Genomic DNA, 17,040 nt, shown 5'->3' on the forward strand with positions numbered 1-17,040 from the left:
ATACCTCCTTATTTTTCTTTCTTCTTCCACAGAGGAGATGGGACAGTTGGATCAAGACTTGTCCCTTTTTGAAAATCATAGGCTCCATATGTTTCAGGGGATTCTCCTCTAAGAAGCCTTATTGCTCTTTGTGTTCTTTTATATATGTCATCTAATGCAGTAACCCCAGATGCAATTGGAAGATGCTTTCCAGAGCTTCTTTCAACTAAAATTATCGTTGGAGTGGTTTCAATCCCAAACTGGGCTGCAACCTGAGGCTGTCTTGCTATATCAACAACCTTTACTGCGATTCCATCCAGCACTGCTTTTTTGAGAATTTGTAGCTGTGCATCACAGTATTTACACCCTTCCTGTACAAAAACTACATATCCAAAATCCTGAGCATTTGTCTGTGCATACTGTCTTACTTCTTCCTTTATCATCTCTGCTTTCTGGGTAATTCCAGGACCAACTATTGGAACATCCCTTTCTGTTGTAAGCTCGGGATATTTCTGCCACACAAAACCTGATATATTGGCAAATAATAAAGCCTTCTTTCGGGCTACATCCTGTATGTTGTAGAATTCATACACAGACTCCTCAGTGGGCTTCTGAACAGCTTTTTTAAGATAGTAGTCATAGAGTTTTGCAAACTCATCAGGATGCATGTAGAGAAGCTCCTCGTATGTGTATTCTTTAAGAGGTTTATACTCTGGCTGTTGTCTCTTTTGCTCTGGCTGTTGTTCTTTAGTTGTCTGATTAGACTCTTGTTTGGGCTGTTGTTCGGGTTTTTCTTTTTTAAAATCTTTATACCACCACCAGCCTGGCTTTTGGGATTTATCATAAAATGTGCTCTGCTTTGCATCTGTCTCACTGTCATTACTGTTTTTCTGTGCTTCTTTAGCGTTATTGTCCTGAGCAAGAACAGGGACATAGAGCATTAAAACTGTAATTATCGTTAACAGAATTCTTACCATACGGGAACTGACACCGCCACTATATCTTCTTTTTTAATTAAACCAATGTATCTGGAGTCATAACTGTCAGGACTGTGTCCAACCGCAAAGTAACAGCCATCAGGGATTATAATTTCACACGCTTCCTGGTTTCTGTTAATACAGGGAGTATAGTTTTCCACTTCTTTTCCTGTTTTTGACTTATCTTTTGCTTTTCCTATAAATTGCCCATCACAGTAGTATTCTTTGTTTTTTGTAACCGTAAGCTTCATTCCAGGAGTGCAGACAACCTGCTTTGTTATCGTAGCTCCCTTTGCAAATGGATCTGAAGGTGAGGTTGCAATGCTTATGTAGTCATTTAAAAGAGGATCTCTGCTTACTTTCCACAATACATGATGGTTTATGCTTCCCCCATAGCTTATAACTATAAAAGAAGGAATTATGCTTCCTATAAATGCTAAAATTCCAAATGTAATGATAAAATAAGCAAGCCTTTTTTTACTTGAGGTTACTTTACTTATGCCTCTTCTTATTAAAGCCAGTTGTTTTAATAGGTATCTCTTCACTGTCCTGCTCCTATTTCAAGTTTTTCAACTCTATCTCTTCCTATAACCACATCCCCCATGATGATTACTTTTCTTTTTGGGGTGTTGTTTACCATTACTTCAATCCTATCTATCCTTCTTTTTAGCTCAGCATCATCTATTTTTTTGGCAAGATAGAGGTCTCTTAACTGTTCTATGTATCCCTTTATGTCAAAAACCACTACCTTTTGTGCAAAAAAGCGGTCATAGGCAAACACAACTGCAGAGGATACAACCAGAGAAATTATTATGTTTAAAAGTAGCCTCTTCATCTAATTTTTCCCTTACTGCCCTTCAACTATTTGTTTTATCTGTTGGGCTCCAAAATATGCTTTCCCATCTACATAAAAAAGAGGAGTACCTCTAAGTCCTATTTTTCTTGCATACTCCATGTTTTCATCAATAATAGGTTTAGCTTTTTTAATGCATTCATCAGAAAGGTTTATTTCTTGTCTGTCTAGAGCACCACTCATTAATTCATTTAAAGCTTTTGTGGGATCGAGGCTACAAATTACATACATGGATTTTTTGTCTGCCCCCTGATGAAAAGGAATAAAAATGTTGTAAACTGTTACTTTATCACTGAATTCTTTAAGCTGCTGGTGTGCCTGTCTACAATACGGGCAGTCTGGATCAGTGAATGCATAAACTACTTTTTTACCTGTACCGAATTTTACAGCATTTTTAACAGGGATATCTTTTAATTTTGCCAGCATAAGTTCTTCTCTTTTCTTTCCTGTAAGAGATACCCCCTGTGTTGTCCATATTTCTCCAAATATGAGATACCCTTCTTTGGGCTTTGCTCCTGGATGTACATACATTATCTGACCGTTTTCTCCTACAATCTCATAAACTCCAGGAATTGGTGATTTTGATACTTCTTCGGTCTTCATGTTTGGAAATGTCTGTGCAATCCAGTTTTTTACGCTTGCCATTTCATCTGTTTTTGCCTTTGGTTTTGGTTTCTCCCCTGCATAAACAAATGAAACTGCCAGTAAAACAACCATGCTGATTAATAAAAATACAGTTTGTTTTTTCATGCTTTTTTCTCCTTTATACGTGTGAATTTTTTCTTCTTAAATATTACCCTCTGCATGGTAACCAGAAACTACAACCACTCTAGAGCCTTGCTCTCTATGAGGGAATCAAGAACCTGCACAATTTTTTTGTCAAACAGATTTTGTTTGGCTTTTAAGTAGCTTACAGCAAGGTCTCTGTCGCATTGAGATCTGTAGGAGCGACTGCTTCTTAATGCCTCATATACATCTGCCACCATAATTATCCTTGTAGAGAGATTTATCTCATCTGCTTTTTTACCTTCTGGATATCCTGAACCATCAAGCCTTTCATGATGAGAATACGAAAGGCTGCCTGCAAGATATTTAACCTCATCGAGGAGATTTAGCTTTGAAATAAGATAAGCTCCCCAGATGGCATGTGCTTTAACAAATTCTCTTTCAATATCATTAAACCATTTGGTGGAATGAAGCAGGCTTTGAGGGATGCAGATTTTCCCAATATCATGATAAACGGCTGAAACTTTAAGAAGCTTTACTGCATCTTCATCAAAGCCAATCTCTTTTGCTATTCTTACAGCCAGCTCTGAAGTCCTGAGAGAATGCCCACCTCTGTCAATCTCAAAAGTTAATCTGTCAATGGGGCATCCACGGTTTAATCTGTCGAGAAATTTAAAATACAGGATTAAATCATTTATATCCCAGAAAAAACATAACCCCAGCCTGGCAAGCTCCTTTACCCATGAAAGCGGCAGCGAAGAAACCTCACATCCTTCAATAAAAATTATTCCTCTTATGCGTTGGGCAATAGATAAAACTTCAGCGGTTAAACTTTTTGCTTCAACAACGGTAGAGCAAGGCTGCCCTTCATCTGGATAAGCAAAAATAGGCTCTATGCCTTGTGAAACAGAGGACTCTCTGTTTTTAAACGTATTTTGTAAACATATCCAGTAAATTTTCATAATATATAATTAGAAAACCTCTGGTAACCAGATTCTGCAAGAAGCTGGAGCATTGCCTGCAGTGATGAATGGGTTTGCAGGGTCTCTATTAAATTTCTACTTTTTATCCCCAGAAGCTTTCTCCGTCCACATTCAATTTTTTCTCAGGCTTTGTCTTCTCCTGTTTAACAGGTTCAATATTTCCTGACATTTTCTCTCTTATAAACTCTTCAAGTACTCCTCTGTCATGCATCTCCCAGAGTTCAAGCGGACTGGTTCTCTCAAACAGTATCTCAAGCAGGGTCTCTATTACCGAACATCCAAGGCCTCTTATCTGCCTGTACTTCAATCGTGTCTTTTTGTTTTTAAGGTTAATTATCGTTCGTTCCTGCACGATAGTAGCCTCTTGCCTGCGAAAATTCAGGCTCTTCTGGAATTAAAACATTCGATCCAAACTGTTTTCTGTCAATACAGTATGCTCCTCCCCCGGCCACTACCACACTGGCAATGTCTCTGTAAGAATCCTTCAATTCCTGCCTTATCTTGCTTAAGAGCACTTCAGAGTACCTGACTGTGGCTTCTTTCTTGTAAGGCGTAACATCAACCCTCTCTCCGTCAATGTGTAAGAACCCTTTTTCAAATGTTTCAAGAAGTCTTGATGCTGACCAGTTTTTGAGCATGGAAAAACTTCCTGGCAGGACATCCCGCATGAGTTCAACCGCTTTCATGGTTCCAAAGTTCTCAAGTGTCCTGGCAATCTTTTTCTTCCATGTGTCATTGACTTTCTCAGCCACTATGCAGTCAACTGTATTGTATCCAATGTCAATTATCACTGCTTCATCTGCAACTTTCTCAGCTACATCATAAAGTATTCCCACTCCCTGAGGAAGTACCATAATATCAGCATTTGTAACGCTTTTAATGCTTTCAATCAGTGACTGAACATAGCCGCGACAGTTAGGCGGAAGCCCTGTAACCACTTTTTCAAACTCTCCGCACTTTACATATACGTAGCGTAGAATAATAGGAGCATATCTTATAAGCTCCACTGCAGACGGAATCTCAATTCTGAATTGAGAATATTTCGCATCTCTTCCAATAACGTATTCAGTTCCTGCCACATTAACCTTTTCAAGTTCCACACTCTGATCCTGAGGAGCGTAGGCTATCTGCGTTGGAAACTTCTCTTTGATGCCATCAGAAAAAATCTTAGTATGTCCAAACCCTACATCAAAACCCAAAACACGCATATTAATCCTCCTTGCTTAAGTTTTCTTACACTAGCAGGTGCATGGTAACCATGATATCCTGGTTACCTTAGTGACTTAGGTTACCTACTGCACTTTGGTAACCAACCGCACTCTGGTGACATAGATGCAGTTGGTGTTTTTTGTAAGGGGGAAATATAGTTTATTATCATTACTTCGATTTATTCGATTCTTTATTATCTTTACTTCGATTTGTCACGATTTGCTTTCAGCTCTGAGGTCACTTTTCGCTTGATATTTTTAATGCTTCTCTCCACCTGTTTCATGGTTCTTTTATCTCTTTTTAACTTGAAAATGCCGGTTACCTGTCTGATTAAAGCCTTCGTTCTCACAGGCTTGCCTGCAAGTCTCTGCTGTTTTATGTGAGTATATAGCCATGAGTCTAACTTGCTTTCTATCCCTGCTTGTGCTCTGTCAACTATTTTTGATAAGTCACGTTTTGACTTGCCTGACAGCTGAAGCTTTATCGCTGTATCATTTCGCCAGAGTTTGTGCACTGCATCCAGCTTTGCCGCATCATCTACTGTAAGGGGCAGTTCTATAATTTTCCTGCTTATGAAAAACTTTATATCCTTGAGGCGAAACTTCTTAAACCTCTTTAAAATCTCTTCAACTGTAAGATTATGAAACTGAGCCTGTTGCATAAAGTGTTCTCCTTTTTAAAACAGACTTAAACTGCCTTCCTCTTCTTCAACCTTTGTTGATAACTCGCTGCTGTACCATGAGGCAAGCAGCTGCTCTGCTGAGTAAACTCCGTTTTCACGGTACCAGTCCTGCTTTGACAGATAATACTTCTGCACCGATCTCTCAAATAAACGGTACATTTCAGGCCACCTGTTTTTGTGAGTCTCAATCATGCCCGGTCTGCACACAAATGGACATATAACACATCCAATCCTGCTGAATCCCTCATCATAAAGCGATGGATACTCAAGCCCTCTATGCTCTATGTACTCCCACACTTCTGCCTCGTTGAAGTTGAAAATGGGATAGTAGTCTGTGGTGCAGGATTCGGCATTTTTGTTTACCATGCTTCTTCTGGCTCTCCTGTAAGATTCCTCAGCTCTCACCCCAAGAATCACGCACTTTGACAGTTTTGTATGAATTCGGTGCTTGAGCTTTGAACAACACCACCTCCGCACTTTTGTAGGCGGACCTATGCGTTCTACCCATTTAAAAAAGTTTCTGCCGGGCCTGAGCCACTTAACATGAGGATAGTGTTTAAGAATAAATCTGGTTACCTCTGGAGGATCTATTGAGGTGTAGTTGTAGTAAGCCACGTACTTAACTCCTGCCTGTTTTACCAGATCAAGCGTTACTATGCTGTCCTTACCGCCTGAGAATTTAACAGAATAACCCTCTTCAGGCTCATGCTCCCTGATGAAAGAAATTGCTTCATTTATTTTTTCTCTTAGAAAAAGCATCTATATATAACAGGCGTCTGGTAACCATAAAAAAAGCCAACGCCAGGGAGGGGCAAGCTTCCGGCGTTGGCCCTAAGAACCTCACCGCTGCAGGGTGCTGGGCTTCCCGCGTCCGTGCGGAAGCTGCAACAAGCGAGGTTTTCTAATTTCACCTCTTACACTAGCAGGTGTGTGGTAACCAAATTTTTCAGGGAGTGGAGAGAATAATGGGGGGGTAATTGTTTTCATATAAAAAGCTAACGCCTGATATGCTGCATATTTTTTCACTGGCGTTAGCTTTTACACACGTTGCAGTCTGAAAGTTAAAGAGATCTCAGCTCTAAAGACGGCACGAACTTGAGCGCCTTCTTTGGCGGAACTTTAACAGGCTGCCCTGTTTTTGGATTCCTGGCAACCCTTGCATTTCTCATGACTACCCTGAAAGTGCCAAATCGCGGAATTCTCAATTCCTCTCCATTTCTGGCAAGATCAGAAACTATGGCTATCGCTGAATTAACAGCTCTCTCCGCATCTTTCCGGCTGATGCCGCTTTTCTTTGAAACCTCTAGTATAAATTCTGTCTTGGTCAATATCCATCACCCCCTTTCTGTCTTTTTTCTGTTGCCCGCTCCGGCTCTGCCAGAGTTAGACGATCTTTTACTCCATGATGATTTTTTATGTCCTGCTTTGACAGTGGCAAACTTTTTAAATCCTGATTTACCTGTAAAACTGCGACTACCCTGATATGAAACCTCTGCATTTTTAATTTTTTCAACGAAGTGATGCACATAGCTCTTAATACTGTTAAGAAATGAGCTTATGTCCTTGACTTCTCCTCTTGCTATCCTGTCAAGTTCTTGCTCCCACAATGCCGTGTACTCCGGGGATGCAACTTTCTCATCCCTTAAAAGATTTTTTATGAGAAATATGGCTTTCTCTGATGGCGTGAAATTTTTGCCATCTTTTATCAGGTAGTGCCTGTCCTTAAGTGCAGAAAGTATTCCCGCTCTTGTTGCAGGTGTTCCAATCCCCGCATTTTCCCTGAGGATTTTCTTCAGGCTTTGATCGGTTACAACTTTGTGAGCATTTGCCATAACCTCAAGAAGGGAAGCATCGGTGTATCTGGGTGGTGGCTGCGTTTGTTTTGTAACCGCCTCAGCACTCTTAACTAAAACCTTTTCCTGTTCCTTAAGCACAGGCAGTATCACATCGCCCTTTAGCCCGCCGTAAACTTCTCTCCATCCCGCGTCTATCAGCGTTTTGCCCCTTGCAATAAAGTTGTGATTCTGAACTTTAATGTAAACCGAGGTGTTCTTGAATTTGCAGTCCGGATAGAAGGCTGATATGAATCTCCTGAGAACAAGTTCGTATATCCTGAATTCATCCTGAGAGAGCTGCCCTGTCGGTATGCCCTGAGGGATAAGAGCATGGTGATCTGTGAGCTTTGATGCATCAAACACTCTTTTACTGGATGGATCCACGTTGCACCTGTTCAAACTGAACTTTACAGGAGTTTGAACGAGCAGATGGAGGATCTTTTTTACATGAGGCACATAACCGGGATCAAGATGTCTGGATTCTGTTCTTGGATATGAAAGCAGTTTCTTTTCATAGAGGGATTGTGCAATGTCAAGCGTTTTATCAGCTGGAAAAGAAAACATTCTGTTTGCTTCCTGCTGAAGAGTGGTGAGAGAGAAAAGCTCTGGCGGTTTCTCAGCTGAAACTTTGCTTACGACTTTCTCGATGATGCCCTCCTTGCCATTGACTTCTTCAGCAATTGCCTCTGCTGTATTTTTTTCAGCAAGTGCATACATGGAATTAAGTCCCTGAATATCATCCTTTTCATCTGCTTCTTTGTTCTCACTGCTGTGAATTTTTTTAAAGTAGATTCCCTTGAATGCATCTGACCTCCCTGAAAACTCTGCGTTTACATTGTAGTAAGTCACAGGTTTAAAATTTTTTATCTCTTCTTGTCTCTGAACCACAAGAGCAAGTACCGCTGTCTGAACCCTGCCAATGCTGAACAGTTCTCCTTTACCGCTTTTTACAGTGACTGCTCTTGTTGCATTTATCCCCACCAGCCAGTCAGCCCATTGTCTTGCAAGCGCAGATTGATAAAGCCTGTCAAACTCTTTCTCTGGCTTTAAATTCTGCATGCCTCGCCTGATAACATCCGCAGTTAGCGCCTCTGATGTCCAGAATCTATAAACTGGCTTTTTGTTTTTAGCAAGCTTTAAAATCAGCCTCTGAATTAGTTCTCCCTCTCTTCCGGCATCACCACAGTTGACTATGGCTGACACGTCACTTCGGTGTATCAGCTCTTTGATGATTTTGAACTGCTTTGCGGCTGACTGAATGACCCTGTACTGAAACTGTTCAGGGATGATTGGAAGATGGGCTATATCCCACTTTTTCCACTCAGGGTTGTACTCTTCAGGAGGTTTTAGTGCACAGAGATGCCCGTATGCCCAGGTTATTACGTGATTGTCTCCTTCAATGTATCCATCCCTGCGGTTTTTAGCTCCCAGTGCATTTGCAAAATCTACTGCCACTGAAGGCTTTTCTGTTAAAAGTAAAAGTTTCATATTAACTTTGTGCGACTAAGCCCCCTTCCGTGAGGTAAGGGAGGAGTCGCATCCTCCTTTCAAGGGTTCTTAATTAAACAGGTGGGCTGGTAACCAGAAATTTTCTTACTTTGACTTTCTCTAATAAATCGTACATCTGGTAACCAAAACTACGTTACTAGTAACGTACGCTTTTATATAAAAAAATAAATAATATATATATTATATTTTTAAAATAAATATATTTATTATTATAAGCGTAGCTATAGAGGATAGAGGGGGATTATTAAGGGGGGGAAAGGAGACCTGGTTTCCAATTCATCGCTTAAAAGATTATAAAAATCAATAAGTTATGCTTTTTGCCCCGCCGCTGCAGTTTTTTAATTAATATTTGAATTTTTCCGCGCCCGCCTGTAACCTGGCGTCAATACTTGATTTGATGCTGACAGCATTGCTGACAGCATTACTGATTGCATACCTGACAGCATTGCTGATTGCATTGCTGAGTGTATTACTGGGAGTATTACTATCAGAAAAGTTTATTTTATTTTTTATTTATCTCTCAGCTCTGTTTTAGAACTTTTCAATGTCCAGTTTGTGGAATTGTAACGCCAAGAGATGTTAATTCGGTTTTAAACTTTTTGAAAATCTACCAGTATGCCGTGCGGCACGGTCTGAGAGCAATGACAACTCTCAGTATTGCCAGAATGACACTAAATCCAGTTTCTGGCAAAAACCGAAGGGCTTTATATAAGCCTGTCATCCTGAACTACCTGAATGCTCGGTGCCTTTGACGCCGAGAGGATGTCACGGGATAAGTTTGAGTTCTTTAAGCCTTATTCTCATGGCTTCATGTGAAACCATGAATATCTCAGCAAGTTCCTTAACATCTGTGCCGTATGCATTGACATACTTTCTAACCCAGTGCTTTGGCATCAGCAGTTCACTTGCAAAAGCATCTGCAAGCCGTTCAATTTTTTTCTCAACATCCTTGCTAGGACTGATGTTTGCAGTAGACGTTAAAACTTTTGCAATCCTGTGGTGCCTTAAGGCAATGTGGGCAAGCTCATGGGCTATTGTAAAGTTTCTTCTGGCTTCACAAATAAAAACATTAACAAGAATTAAAAAACTCCCTGACTTTACAGGGACAACAGTGCCGTGCACTTCTTCAGGCAGTTCATCGGACAGGACAATTTCAGCATTCAGATGCCTGGCCACCTGTATAAGATCAACCGGTGGCTCATTAATTCCGAGATCTTTAAGCAGTTTTCTCGCAACAGTTTTAACACTTTCTGCATCAGGAAGTTTTACTGTCCCTGCCACTGCTGCCCTTCATATTAGAGGCTAAAACAGCGTTTAATATGGCCTCTATCGCTTTTATGGTTTTATCCATGCTTTCAGGAGGAATCTGCTTAAGAGACCTAAAAAGCTGCATTAAGAGAGTCTTATTATCCAGCAGTTCTCTTAACTCATCCGGAATATATTGAGCTTTAACAAGGTAATCGGTGACGTCCTTGTTTAAAATTTTTGCGATTTTTATAACATCTGCCCTGCTTAACGCTGCCTGTCCTACAAACACCTGACGAATCATATCCCGTGAAATCCCATGTTTTTCAAGAAGTACAATATCATTATCCTTTAAATCCTGCCTCAGCTGCCTTATAAACTCAGATGGCATTGAAATCGGGAAATGAGAGTCCTCTTGTTGTTTGAGTTTCAGCTTATTTCTTATTTCCTTTGGAGCTTTGATCTGAGCAAGCAGAAATAAAAGCTGGGTTCTCAGCTCCTCTTCATCCTTCTTGTCTCTGGCCAGAACCTCTGCAATCTTTTTAATAGCCTCTTCAGAGGGAACCCTGATTCCCTTTTCGATATAAGAAATGTGGACGTAGTTCATGCCTACCTTATCACAAAGTTCTTGAAGCATCCAGCCTTTTTCTTCTCTCCTCTGCCTTATCAGCTTTCCAAGTTTTTCCTCTGGCGTCACAGCGGTTACCAGCCCTCCTGTTAATAATAAAAACCCTTAAGGTTAATTATAGCAAAATATAACAAAAATTGTTATACAAACGAATTTTGAAATGTTAAATATAATAACTTAACAAGTTATGTTATGTAATAAAAAAACTATTGACAAACATACGTAGTTGTGTTGTATGATCAAGGAATGCATCTAAGAAAAGGAGGCAGTATGGAAGTAAGTGAGAAATTAAGTGAGAGGGAGGAAATTAAGAAACGAATCCTTGAGCTGAGAGCTTCGGGAATTCGCTACGAACAAATGGCTCTTGAGATAGGGCTGTCGCTTGACACCATAAGAAGATTCCTGTACACAAAAAACAGAGTTCCCGCTGAGATTACTATGCTAAAGATCAAAAACTGGCTTAAGCAGAGAGAAACTTCAGATGTTCTATAAAAAACCTGCGTTCCAGAAAATGCAACAGTTTATGAAAGTTTTCATCAGAACAGGTAAGAAAATACGGCATTAACAAGATGTTTGAGGAAATAAAGCAAAAATACACAAAAAGGAGGCAAAAAGTGAAAGAAAAATGCCACAGAGACAGAGAAAATCTTAAAAAGATTGAAGAGATGGACGAAGATGAACTCTGGGACAGATACATTACCGAGCACTTGAAAATGGAAAGACAGTTAAAGAAAGAAATGAAAAAAGCAAAAAAAATTAAAAAATAACAAACCTCAGCAGGAGGGGCATATGCAGCTAATTTTAGACGAAACAATAACTGAAGAGCAGTGTTCAGAAATTCAGGACATGATCAAAACAGACTGCAAAGTCCAGAAATTTCTCAGGCAGTCAAGATTCTATATCTCAGGGCTTGAATACAAAGACCTGGAGCATGAAGCATTCTGCACAGCGATGGAGGTCTTACATGAGTGCAGAGATCTTTTTTGCTGTTCTGAATGTAACAACATACGTAGTTGTGAAATTTTTAAAACAAATTTCAAAACTAGATTAGTAAGAACAATAAACAGGTTAAAGGACATTCCCCGCAGATACGGGATGATCAGCTACTCTGAGGCATCAGATGGAGAAAACGATGAGTTTGCCACCTACACAAGGAAAGACTACGATATCAATGAACTATCACCTGATACTCCAGTTGAAATTTTGATTCACGAAGAAGAAAAAGAACAAGAGGAAAAAGGACTCGAGATAAAAAAACAGCTCACAGCTGGCATACTTGCAGTGATGCCCAAAAAAGAGAGGACAATCTGGGAACTATACCTTGCCGGAGTTCATCCTTCTGAGATAGCAGATAGACTTGGATACAAGAAGCCGCAGGGAGTTTATGTAATCCTCAGAAGAAGTGTAAATAAAGTAAAAATCAAAAAATACCAGTGAGTTTAAAGGAGTTTAAAGGAGGAGAAAATGTGCGATGTGATTAATTCAGAGATAGAAAAGACTGCATGCGATTTAATTTGTGAAGCGGTAGTTCTGCTTATGACGTCAGGCTATGACCCTGACGATGCAAGATGTGTTGTCGAACAGTTCGTTAACGGCGCAGTTGATGGGCTAATAGAGGTGTGTTATGGCAGCAAATAACGTAAACTGCGACTTCAGAATTAAAACAGGCTTCTTTACTCACAGAAAAACGCTTAAACTCATCAAACGACTTGACTATAAAGGTGTGTTCTGCCTTCTGCGCTTATGGTCAGATGTGGCGCAGAATGCTCCAAAGGGCGATATATCACACTATACAGAGGAAGACATCGCAATAGCATCCGGGTGGGATGATGACATAAACATCTTCATAAAAACACTTATTGAGGTAGGTTTTATTGACGAAAATTTCATGCCTGATGGCACCCTGAAACGGGTAATTCATGACTGGGAAGATAATAATCGATACGCTTATTATGCTCCAGAGAGACATGAACAGGCAACTAAAGCAGCTGAAATGAGATGGCAAAAAAGAAAAAACTCAAAAAATAAACATAAAAATAAAGCAAAAAAATCCCCTGCAAATGCTTTAACCACGCCATCTGATGCTGACAGCATTGCTGGCAGCATTACTGACAGCATTGCTGAGTGCATACCTGACAGCATTGCTGAGTGCATTACTGGGAGCATTGCTGATTGCATTACTGACAGCATTGCTGAGTGCATTGCTGACAGCAATGCCCCTTCTCCTTTACCTACTCCTTTCCCTACCCCTTCTCCTATACCTTTTCCTGATCCTTTTCCATTACCGAAGGAAAAAGAAAAAAAGAATAAAAACACTGGTAACCCAGGTGAGGATACAAAATTGGACGAAAAGAAAAATATTTGCACTCAAGTTTCTGACAAAACTTTCGTGCCGGCAGCTACGCAAAAAATTAATTTACATAATTCAAGATCAAAACCCAAATCCAGAAATGGTACAGGAAATAACTCCATACCGCCTGTAAGTTTTGACGAAGATGAAAAATCCTTTAAGGGAATAAATCAGTTTCTTAAAAAATGGGCAGATGCCTATCCCCTTGTGAACGTTGAACAGGAAATCAAACAGATGGAGGCCTGGATTATAAGCCAGCCAAAGTATATGTGGAAAAAAGACTGGAAACGATTTATCACCAACTGGTTATCCCGTGAACAGGACAGAAAGGAAAACGCGGCTTTGAACTCCTCTGTCCGGTACAAAAAAAGCTTTCTTGATGTCGTGGACGACCTGATTGCAAAAGAAGAACAAAACTTAAGCAAGGAGGATGTCAGGTGATCCAGTTAAAGACATATCTCAACTGTATCAAGGAAGTTCTCTTGCTTGCAGGGCAGACGTCCAATGAGAATCAGATCAGGGCAATTTATGAACGCATTAAACACTACGAGACTGCTGACTTCATAAAAGCCTGCAACGATGACGTGTTCCTTTACGAGTGGAGCATCCGGGTGAACTATCCGTCCCTGAAAAACGCCATTGAGAGGCATATGATTGAAAGACTTGAGCGTGAGGAACGCGAAAGAAGAAGAAAAGAGAGAGAGGCGCTCAGAAAAAAATTCAAACACGAGGAACTTCCCGAAGCAGTAATTGAATGCCTCAGAAAAATAAAAACTCTTTAAATTTTCTGGTTACCAGAAGAATGCTTTTATAAATACGCAAAATTTTTGAAGGAGGAAAACATGGTAAGCTACAACAGAATCATCCTTATAGGGAATTTAACAAGAAACCCTGAACTCAGGTATACTCCGTCAGGGCTTGCGGTTGCTACTGTGACAATAGCTGTAAACACAAGATACCGCCAGGGCGAAGAAGTAAAAGAGGAGACTCTCTTTATTGATGCAATAGTATTTGGAAGACAGGCTGAAAACTGTCTTCAGTATCTGGAAAAAGGGAATCCTGTTCTCATTGAGGGACGTCTTCGCGAGAGAAGATGGGACTATGAGGGTCAAAAAAGAAGCAAATTCGAAGTGATAGCAAGCGGAGTTAAATTTCTGTCAACCGCTGCCGCTAAAAAGAAAAACGGCGGCACACAATCTGAAAGCGAACCTGCTGTTGATGAAGTTGAGGCTTCCTCTGATTATCCGGATTGCGATCCGTTCTAGGAGCTGCGAAATGTCAGCCACAGCAAAAACAGACAGAAACAAACAAACAGGTTCATCAGCGTTTGTAAGAGGAAGAAAGGCTTCATCCATAGTCCAGAAAAAATACAGATGTGTGTACTGCGGAATAAAAACGCACAATCCAGAAGCTGTTTGCGCTCTCTGCAGAACAGGAATCACAGCTCGATATCTTGATCTCATGCAGATCGTTAACAGAAAAAGACAGCAGAATAAAAAAACATCAAATTTTTAGAGTAAGGAGGCAGGGGTGAGAAAAAAGATTACAAGAATCAAAGGAATTTCAGAAAGAAGGAGACTTCCCAGATTAGGTAAAATCCGTCTTGGAGTCAAAGTGATAAATCCAAAAACCGGCAGAGAATACCCCCGCGAAGTGGATTATTTTGTAGTCCCTCCAGAGGTAGCAAAAATCTACGGGGAAAAACCCAAAGAGTTAGACGTGCTTTTTCCGGTAAATGACATTGATGTGGTATTTCCTCAGGCATATAAGTGGTATGGAAGTTCAAAAGGACTTAAATGCTATGGAGACGGGGAGATTGCTTACAGGTGGAATGAGAAAAAAGAGCAGTTTGAACAGAGGCCATGTTCCTGTGAACTTAAAGATAGAGAGTGTATGGCAAGAGCTCACCTGCTTGTTATCCTGCCAAAGGTAAGTATGGGAGGTGTCTATCAGATAGATATCGGGTCATATAACTCCATTGTTGACATCAACAGCGGACTTGAATACATTCAGTCTCTAATTGGCAGATTTGCAATGGTTATGCTGAAGCTCAAGAGAGTGCCAAGGGAAGTGGCTTACAACGGAGTTAAAAAAATTCACTATCCTCTCCAGATTACCCTTGAAAATGTTGATGTTCAGACCATCATGCAACTGAGGCAGGATTTAAGCAGAGCTCTGCTTGAATCAAACAAAACAGCTCTTCCGCCCATTGAAGATGTAAACCCCAGGTTTGACGAAGGAGCAGTAGTAGTGGTTGACGAGACAGAGGAAGAAGAAATGCTTTATGTTGAACCGGTAGAACCTGCTGTTGATGAACCAGAAATTGAAACGCATGACGAAACTGAAGAGGCTATAGCACCACCTGTCACGACTTCTCAGTCCGTCAGTAAACATCCTTCAGGCAGACATAAACAAGAAGATACGGCAAAGATGGCAACCGAGCAGCAGCAGGCTGCCATCAGAAAGCTTGCAGAGTTCTATGAAATTGATTTTTCCATAATTGACAGGATCATAGCAAGTGGACTGACAGAGTATCAGGCGGGGAAAGTGATTTCAGACATAAGCAAGAAAGGAAAAGATGCAGAATGCATAAAATCGATCATTAATACAAAAAAGGAAAGAACAATCACAACACCGCCTGAGCTGGAAACCGTCATGGAACCATTCTAAACTGGAGGTATCTACCATGCCGCTGTGCTTGCTTGACAAAAACATCCGCAAACAGAGAAGAAAAAGCGTCAAAAAACCAGAAGCCATGCTGGTTTCATCCTGCATGGAGTACCTGTCCATTAGGGGAGCTCAGGTAATAAGAAACAACACCGGATTGCTGTTTATTAAGGATAAAAACGGTAAATCAAGGGCTATAAAAACAGGAAGTCCTGGCTCCCCTGACTTAATAGCTTTTTTGCCAGAAGGCAGGGTTCTCTGTATAGAATGTAAAAGCAAAAAAGGCAAGCTTTCAGATTTACAAAAAGCTTTCATTGAAAAGATGAGAAAAAATAAACACGAGGTAGTAGTTATTCGAAGCCTTGAAGATTTAATGGAGGTGGTTTAGGTGATAAAAAACATTTTGTTTGTTGTCCTGACCATAGTATGTTGTTTTGCTCAAATAGGTCTTGCTGAAGCCTCTAATTTTAGTAGTACAGTGGAGCAGTGCATGATTAAAGCATCTGAATACTATCAAGTAAATCCTCTGGTTTTATGGGGCATAGCAAAAGTGGAAAGCAACTTTAACCCTTATGCTGTAAACAAAAACAAAAATGGTTCATATGACATGGGAATAATGCAGATTAACTCTGCGTGGATACCTGCTTTAAAAAAGTTTGGACTTTACGATGCAAAGAAAATATGGGATCCTTGCTACAACGTTCATGTGGGAGCGTGGGTGTTAAGCCAGTGCATTAAGCAACACGGAAACACATGGAAGGCTATTGGCTGCTACAATGCTACATCCAATCCCAAAAGAATAAAGTATGCCTGGAAGGTTTACAACGCTATAAAAAACTATATCCAGGTGGACTACAAACAGACCGAGCAAGGGAGGCAGTAAATGGCTGAAAAATATTTATGTTTTACGCTAGAAGGGAGCTTATTTGCAGTCCCCGTGGGATACGTACAGGAGATTGCATCTGCCCCTGATAGCATAGTACCAATTCCTGATATGCCAGAACACATAAGAGGAATAACAAAGTTCAGAAATCAAGCTCTCATGGTAATTGATTTAAAAAAACGACTCGATGTTTGCGGCACTGAAGAATGCAAAAAAATGATCATTATAAACAAAGGACATAATGTCGGCGTGCTGGTTGATGAAGTGGTAGGAATGGTTTTGCTTGAACAAGAGCAAATTGATAAAACTCTTGCTATACATGCTTTTCTTGAAAATCCTTTTATTAAAGGCATTGCAAACCCTGATAACAGGCTTATATGTGTTTTATCAGAAGAGATTTTTGAAGCCAGCCCTCAGAATGGAAATATTGCTGCAACATTTTTGTCATAAAAACAGCGTATCTGAACTGATTTATTTGCATATAAAGATTTTACAGATCCGTCGTAATATGTGA

At 40.3% G+C, this 17,040-nt stretch carries 25 protein-coding genes; 12 read left to right on the top strand and 13 right to left on the bottom strand.

Annotated features, from left to right (window positions below):
• Nucleotides 1–8: 8 nt before the first annotated feature.
• The 13 genes from G581_RS11200 to G581_RS11780 all read right to left on the bottom strand — a co-directional run bounded on the left by G581_RS11200 (nucleotide 9) and on the right by G581_RS11780 (nucleotide 10,695).
• Nucleotides 9–956: a conjugal transfer protein TraF gene (locus G581_RS11200; RefSeq protein ID WP_051179121.1), complete on the bottom strand. Its 948-nt coding sequence runs from the start codon at nucleotides 954–956 to the stop codon at nucleotides 9–11.
• On the bottom strand, nucleotides 950–1,501 hold the full coding sequence (locus G581_RS11765; protein WP_051179123.1) for a S26 family signal peptidase: 552 nt from the start codon (nucleotides 1,499–1,501) through the stop codon (nucleotides 950–952). The genes G581_RS11200 and G581_RS11765 overlap by 7 nt, the downstream gene beginning before the upstream one ends.
• On the bottom strand, nucleotides 1,498–1,791 hold the full coding sequence (locus G581_RS11210; RefSeq protein WP_051179125.1) for a hypothetical protein: 294 nt from the start codon (nucleotides 1,789–1,791) through the stop codon (nucleotides 1,498–1,500). Before G581_RS11210 ends, G581_RS11765 begins: the two co-directional genes overlap by 4 nt.
• Before the next feature lie 12 nt (nucleotides 1,792–1,803).
• Nucleotides 1,804–2,559 (bottom strand): DsbC family protein, encoded by a 756-nt coding sequence (locus G581_RS0108605; protein WP_028845470.1) that lies wholly within the window; start codon nucleotides 2,557–2,559, stop codon nucleotides 1,804–1,806.
• 68 nt (nucleotides 2,560–2,627) lie between these two features.
• On the bottom strand, nucleotides 2,628–3,497 hold the full coding sequence (locus G581_RS11770; RefSeq protein ID WP_028845471.1) for an HD-GYP domain-containing protein: 870 nt from the start codon (nucleotides 3,495–3,497) through the stop codon (nucleotides 2,628–2,630).
• Nucleotides 3,498–3,600: 103 nt separating this feature from the next.
• Entirely contained in the window at nucleotides 3,601–3,870 is a 270-nt protein-coding gene (locus G581_RS0108615) for a hypothetical protein (protein ID WP_028845472.1), read from the bottom strand.
• Nucleotides 3,848–4,726: a ParM/StbA family protein gene (locus G581_RS0108620; protein ID WP_028845473.1), complete on the bottom strand. Its 879-nt coding sequence runs from the start codon at nucleotides 4,724–4,726 to the stop codon at nucleotides 3,848–3,850. The genes G581_RS0108615 and G581_RS0108620 overlap by 23 nt, the downstream gene beginning before the upstream one ends.
• 200 nt (nucleotides 4,727–4,926) lie before the next feature.
• The gene (locus tag G581_RS0108625) at nucleotides 4,927–5,388 is read right to left on the bottom strand and encodes a hypothetical protein (RefSeq protein ID WP_028845474.1); all 462 of its coding nucleotides are present in this window, start codon (nucleotides 5,386–5,388) and stop codon (nucleotides 4,927–4,929) included.
• 15 nt (nucleotides 5,389–5,403) lie between these two features.
• Nucleotides 5,404–6,168, bottom strand: a complete 765-nt coding sequence (locus G581_RS0108630; protein ID WP_028845475.1) for a phosphoadenosine phosphosulfate reductase family protein — start codon at nucleotides 6,166–6,168, stop codon at nucleotides 5,404–5,406.
• A gap of 302 nt (nucleotides 6,169–6,470) precedes the next feature.
• On the bottom strand, nucleotides 6,471–6,737 hold the full coding sequence (locus G581_RS0108635) for an HU family DNA-binding protein (RefSeq protein ID WP_028845476.1): 267 nt from the start codon (nucleotides 6,735–6,737) through the stop codon (nucleotides 6,471–6,473).
• Nucleotides 6,738–6,743: 6 nt separating this feature from the next.
• Complete coding sequence (locus G581_RS11220; protein ID WP_051179128.1) at nucleotides 6,744–8,732, bottom strand: DNA topoisomerase 3; 1,989 nt, start codon at nucleotides 8,730–8,732, stop codon at nucleotides 6,744–6,746.
• A 786-nt stretch (nucleotides 8,733–9,518) separates the two neighbouring features.
• Nucleotides 9,519–10,034 (bottom strand): ImmA/IrrE family metallo-endopeptidase, encoded by a 516-nt coding sequence (locus G581_RS11775; RefSeq protein WP_051179131.1) that lies wholly within the window; start codon nucleotides 10,032–10,034, stop codon nucleotides 9,519–9,521.
• Nucleotides 10,009–10,695, bottom strand: a complete 687-nt coding sequence (locus G581_RS11780) for a helix-turn-helix domain-containing protein (protein ID WP_051179133.1) — start codon at nucleotides 10,693–10,695, stop codon at nucleotides 10,009–10,011. Before G581_RS11780 ends, G581_RS11775 begins: the two co-directional genes overlap by 26 nt.
• Before the next feature lie 177 nt (nucleotides 10,696–10,872).
• Between G581_RS11780 and G581_RS0108655 the strand changes: the two genes are divergently transcribed.
• The 12 genes from G581_RS0108655 (at nucleotide 10,873) to G581_RS0108710 (ending at nucleotide 16,976) form a co-directional block, all read left to right on the top strand.
• Nucleotides 10,873–11,118: a hypothetical protein gene (locus tag G581_RS0108655; protein ID WP_156875246.1), complete on the top strand. Its 246-nt coding sequence runs from the start codon at nucleotides 10,873–10,875 to the stop codon at nucleotides 11,116–11,118.
• 122 nt (nucleotides 11,119–11,240) lie between these two features.
• Nucleotides 11,241–11,393: a hypothetical protein gene (locus G581_RS0108660; RefSeq protein WP_156875247.1), complete on the top strand. Its 153-nt coding sequence runs from the start codon at nucleotides 11,241–11,243 to the stop codon at nucleotides 11,391–11,393.
• 22 nt (nucleotides 11,394–11,415) lie between these two features.
• Nucleotides 11,416–12,063, top strand: coding sequence for a sigma-70 RNA polymerase sigma factor region 4 domain-containing protein (locus G581_RS0108665; RefSeq protein ID WP_028845479.1), 648 nt, complete (start codon nucleotides 11,416–11,418; stop codon nucleotides 12,061–12,063).
• Between the two features lie 27 nt (nucleotides 12,064–12,090).
• Nucleotides 12,091–12,264 (top strand): hypothetical protein, encoded by a 174-nt coding sequence (locus tag G581_RS12095; protein WP_156875248.1) that lies wholly within the window; start codon nucleotides 12,091–12,093, stop codon nucleotides 12,262–12,264.
• Nucleotides 12,251–13,417 carry a hypothetical protein gene (locus G581_RS0108675; protein ID WP_028845480.1) on the top strand — a complete coding sequence of 389 codons (1,167 nt, stop codon included), beginning with the start codon at nucleotides 12,251–12,253 and terminating at the stop codon, nucleotides 13,415–13,417. The genes G581_RS12095 and G581_RS0108675 overlap by 14 nt, the downstream gene beginning before the upstream one ends.
• The gene (locus G581_RS0108680; RefSeq protein WP_028845481.1) at nucleotides 13,414–13,758 is read left to right on the top strand and encodes a hypothetical protein; all 345 of its coding nucleotides are present in this window, start codon (nucleotides 13,414–13,416) and stop codon (nucleotides 13,756–13,758) included. The genes G581_RS0108675 and G581_RS0108680 overlap by 4 nt, the downstream gene beginning before the upstream one ends.
• A gap of 60 nt (nucleotides 13,759–13,818) precedes the next feature.
• Entirely contained in the window at nucleotides 13,819–14,241 is a 423-nt protein-coding gene (locus G581_RS0108685) for a single-stranded DNA-binding protein (protein ID WP_028845482.1), read from the top strand.
• A gap of 10 nt (nucleotides 14,242–14,251) precedes the next feature.
• Nucleotides 14,252–14,491 (top strand): hypothetical protein, encoded by a 240-nt coding sequence (locus tag G581_RS0108690; RefSeq protein ID WP_028845483.1) that lies wholly within the window; start codon nucleotides 14,252–14,254, stop codon nucleotides 14,489–14,491.
• Nucleotides 14,492–14,506: 15 nt separating this feature from the next.
• Nucleotides 14,507–15,646: a recombination directionality factor gene (locus G581_RS11785; protein WP_051179135.1), complete on the top strand. Its 1,140-nt coding sequence runs from the start codon at nucleotides 14,507–14,509 to the stop codon at nucleotides 15,644–15,646.
• Nucleotides 15,647–15,662: 16 nt separating this feature from the next.
• Nucleotides 15,663–16,031, top strand: coding sequence for a VRR-NUC domain-containing protein (locus tag G581_RS0108700; protein ID WP_028845484.1), 369 nt, complete (start codon nucleotides 15,663–15,665; stop codon nucleotides 16,029–16,031).
• Entirely contained in the window at nucleotides 16,032–16,526 is a 495-nt protein-coding gene (locus G581_RS11240; RefSeq protein ID WP_051179137.1) for a lytic transglycosylase domain-containing protein, read from the top strand.
• Complete coding sequence (locus G581_RS0108710) at nucleotides 16,527–16,976, top strand: chemotaxis protein CheW (protein ID WP_028845485.1); 450 nt, start codon at nucleotides 16,527–16,529, stop codon at nucleotides 16,974–16,976. It begins immediately after the preceding gene.
• The last annotated feature ends 64 nt before the right edge of the window (nucleotides 16,977–17,040 follow it).

Source organism: Thermodesulfovibrio thiophilus DSM 17215 (assembly GCF_000423865.1).
Lineage (GTDB): Bacteria > Nitrospirota > Thermodesulfovibrionia > Thermodesulfovibrionales > Thermodesulfovibrionaceae > Thermodesulfovibrio > Thermodesulfovibrio thiophilus.

Bases quoted from the DNA above. Each gene is read 5' to 3' on its own strand.
- G581_RS0108665 (WP_028845479.1), top strand. From the start codon at position 11,416: ATGCAGCTAATTTTAGACGAAACAATAACTGAAGAGCAGTGTTCAGAA.
- G581_RS0108630 (WP_028845475.1), bottom strand. From the start codon at position 6,168: ATGCTTTTTCTAAGAGAAAAAATAAATGAAGCAATTTCTTTCATCAGG.
- G581_RS0108710 (WP_028845485.1), top strand. From the start codon at position 16,527: ATGGCTGAAAAATATTTATGTTTTACGCTAGAAGGGAGCTTATTTGCA.
- G581_RS0108655 (WP_156875246.1), top strand. From the start codon at position 10,873: ATGCATCTAAGAAAAGGAGGCAGTATGGAAGTAAGTGAGAAATTAAGT.
- G581_RS0108625 (WP_028845474.1), bottom strand. From the start codon at position 5,388: ATGCAACAGGCTCAGTTTCATAATCTTACAGTTGAAGAGATTTTAAAG.
- G581_RS0108675 (WP_028845480.1), top strand. From the start codon at position 12,251: ATGGCAGCAAATAACGTAAACTGCGACTTCAGAATTAAAACAGGCTTC.
- G581_RS11770 (WP_028845471.1), bottom strand. From the start codon at position 3,497: ATGAAAATTTACTGGATATGTTTACAAAATACGTTTAAAAACAGAGAG.
- G581_RS0108685 (WP_028845482.1), top strand. From the start codon at position 13,819: ATGGTAAGCTACAACAGAATCATCCTTATAGGGAATTTAACAAGAAAC.
- G581_RS0108620 (WP_028845473.1), bottom strand. From the start codon at position 4,726: ATGCGTGTTTTGGGTTTTGATGTAGGGTTTGGACATACTAAGATTTTT.
- G581_RS0108700 (WP_028845484.1), top strand. From the start codon at position 15,663: ATGCCGCTGTGCTTGCTTGACAAAAACATCCGCAAACAGAGAAGAAAA.
- G581_RS11210 (WP_051179125.1), bottom strand. From the start codon at position 1,791: ATGAAGAGGCTACTTTTAAACATAATAATTTCTCTGGTTGTATCCTCT.
- G581_RS11200 (WP_051179121.1), bottom strand. From the start codon at position 956: ATGGTAAGAATTCTGTTAACGATAATTACAGTTTTAATGCTCTATGTC.
- G581_RS0108690 (WP_028845483.1), top strand. From the start codon at position 14,252: ATGTCAGCCACAGCAAAAACAGACAGAAACAAACAAACAGGTTCATCA.
- G581_RS0108605 (WP_028845470.1), bottom strand. From the start codon at position 2,559: ATGAAAAAACAAACTGTATTTTTATTAATCAGCATGGTTGTTTTACTG.
- G581_RS11220 (WP_051179128.1), bottom strand. From the start codon at position 8,732: ATGAAACTTTTACTTTTAACAGAAAAGCCTTCAGTGGCAGTAGATTTT.
- G581_RS12095 (WP_156875248.1), top strand. From the start codon at position 12,091: ATGTGCGATGTGATTAATTCAGAGATAGAAAAGACTGCATGCGATTTA.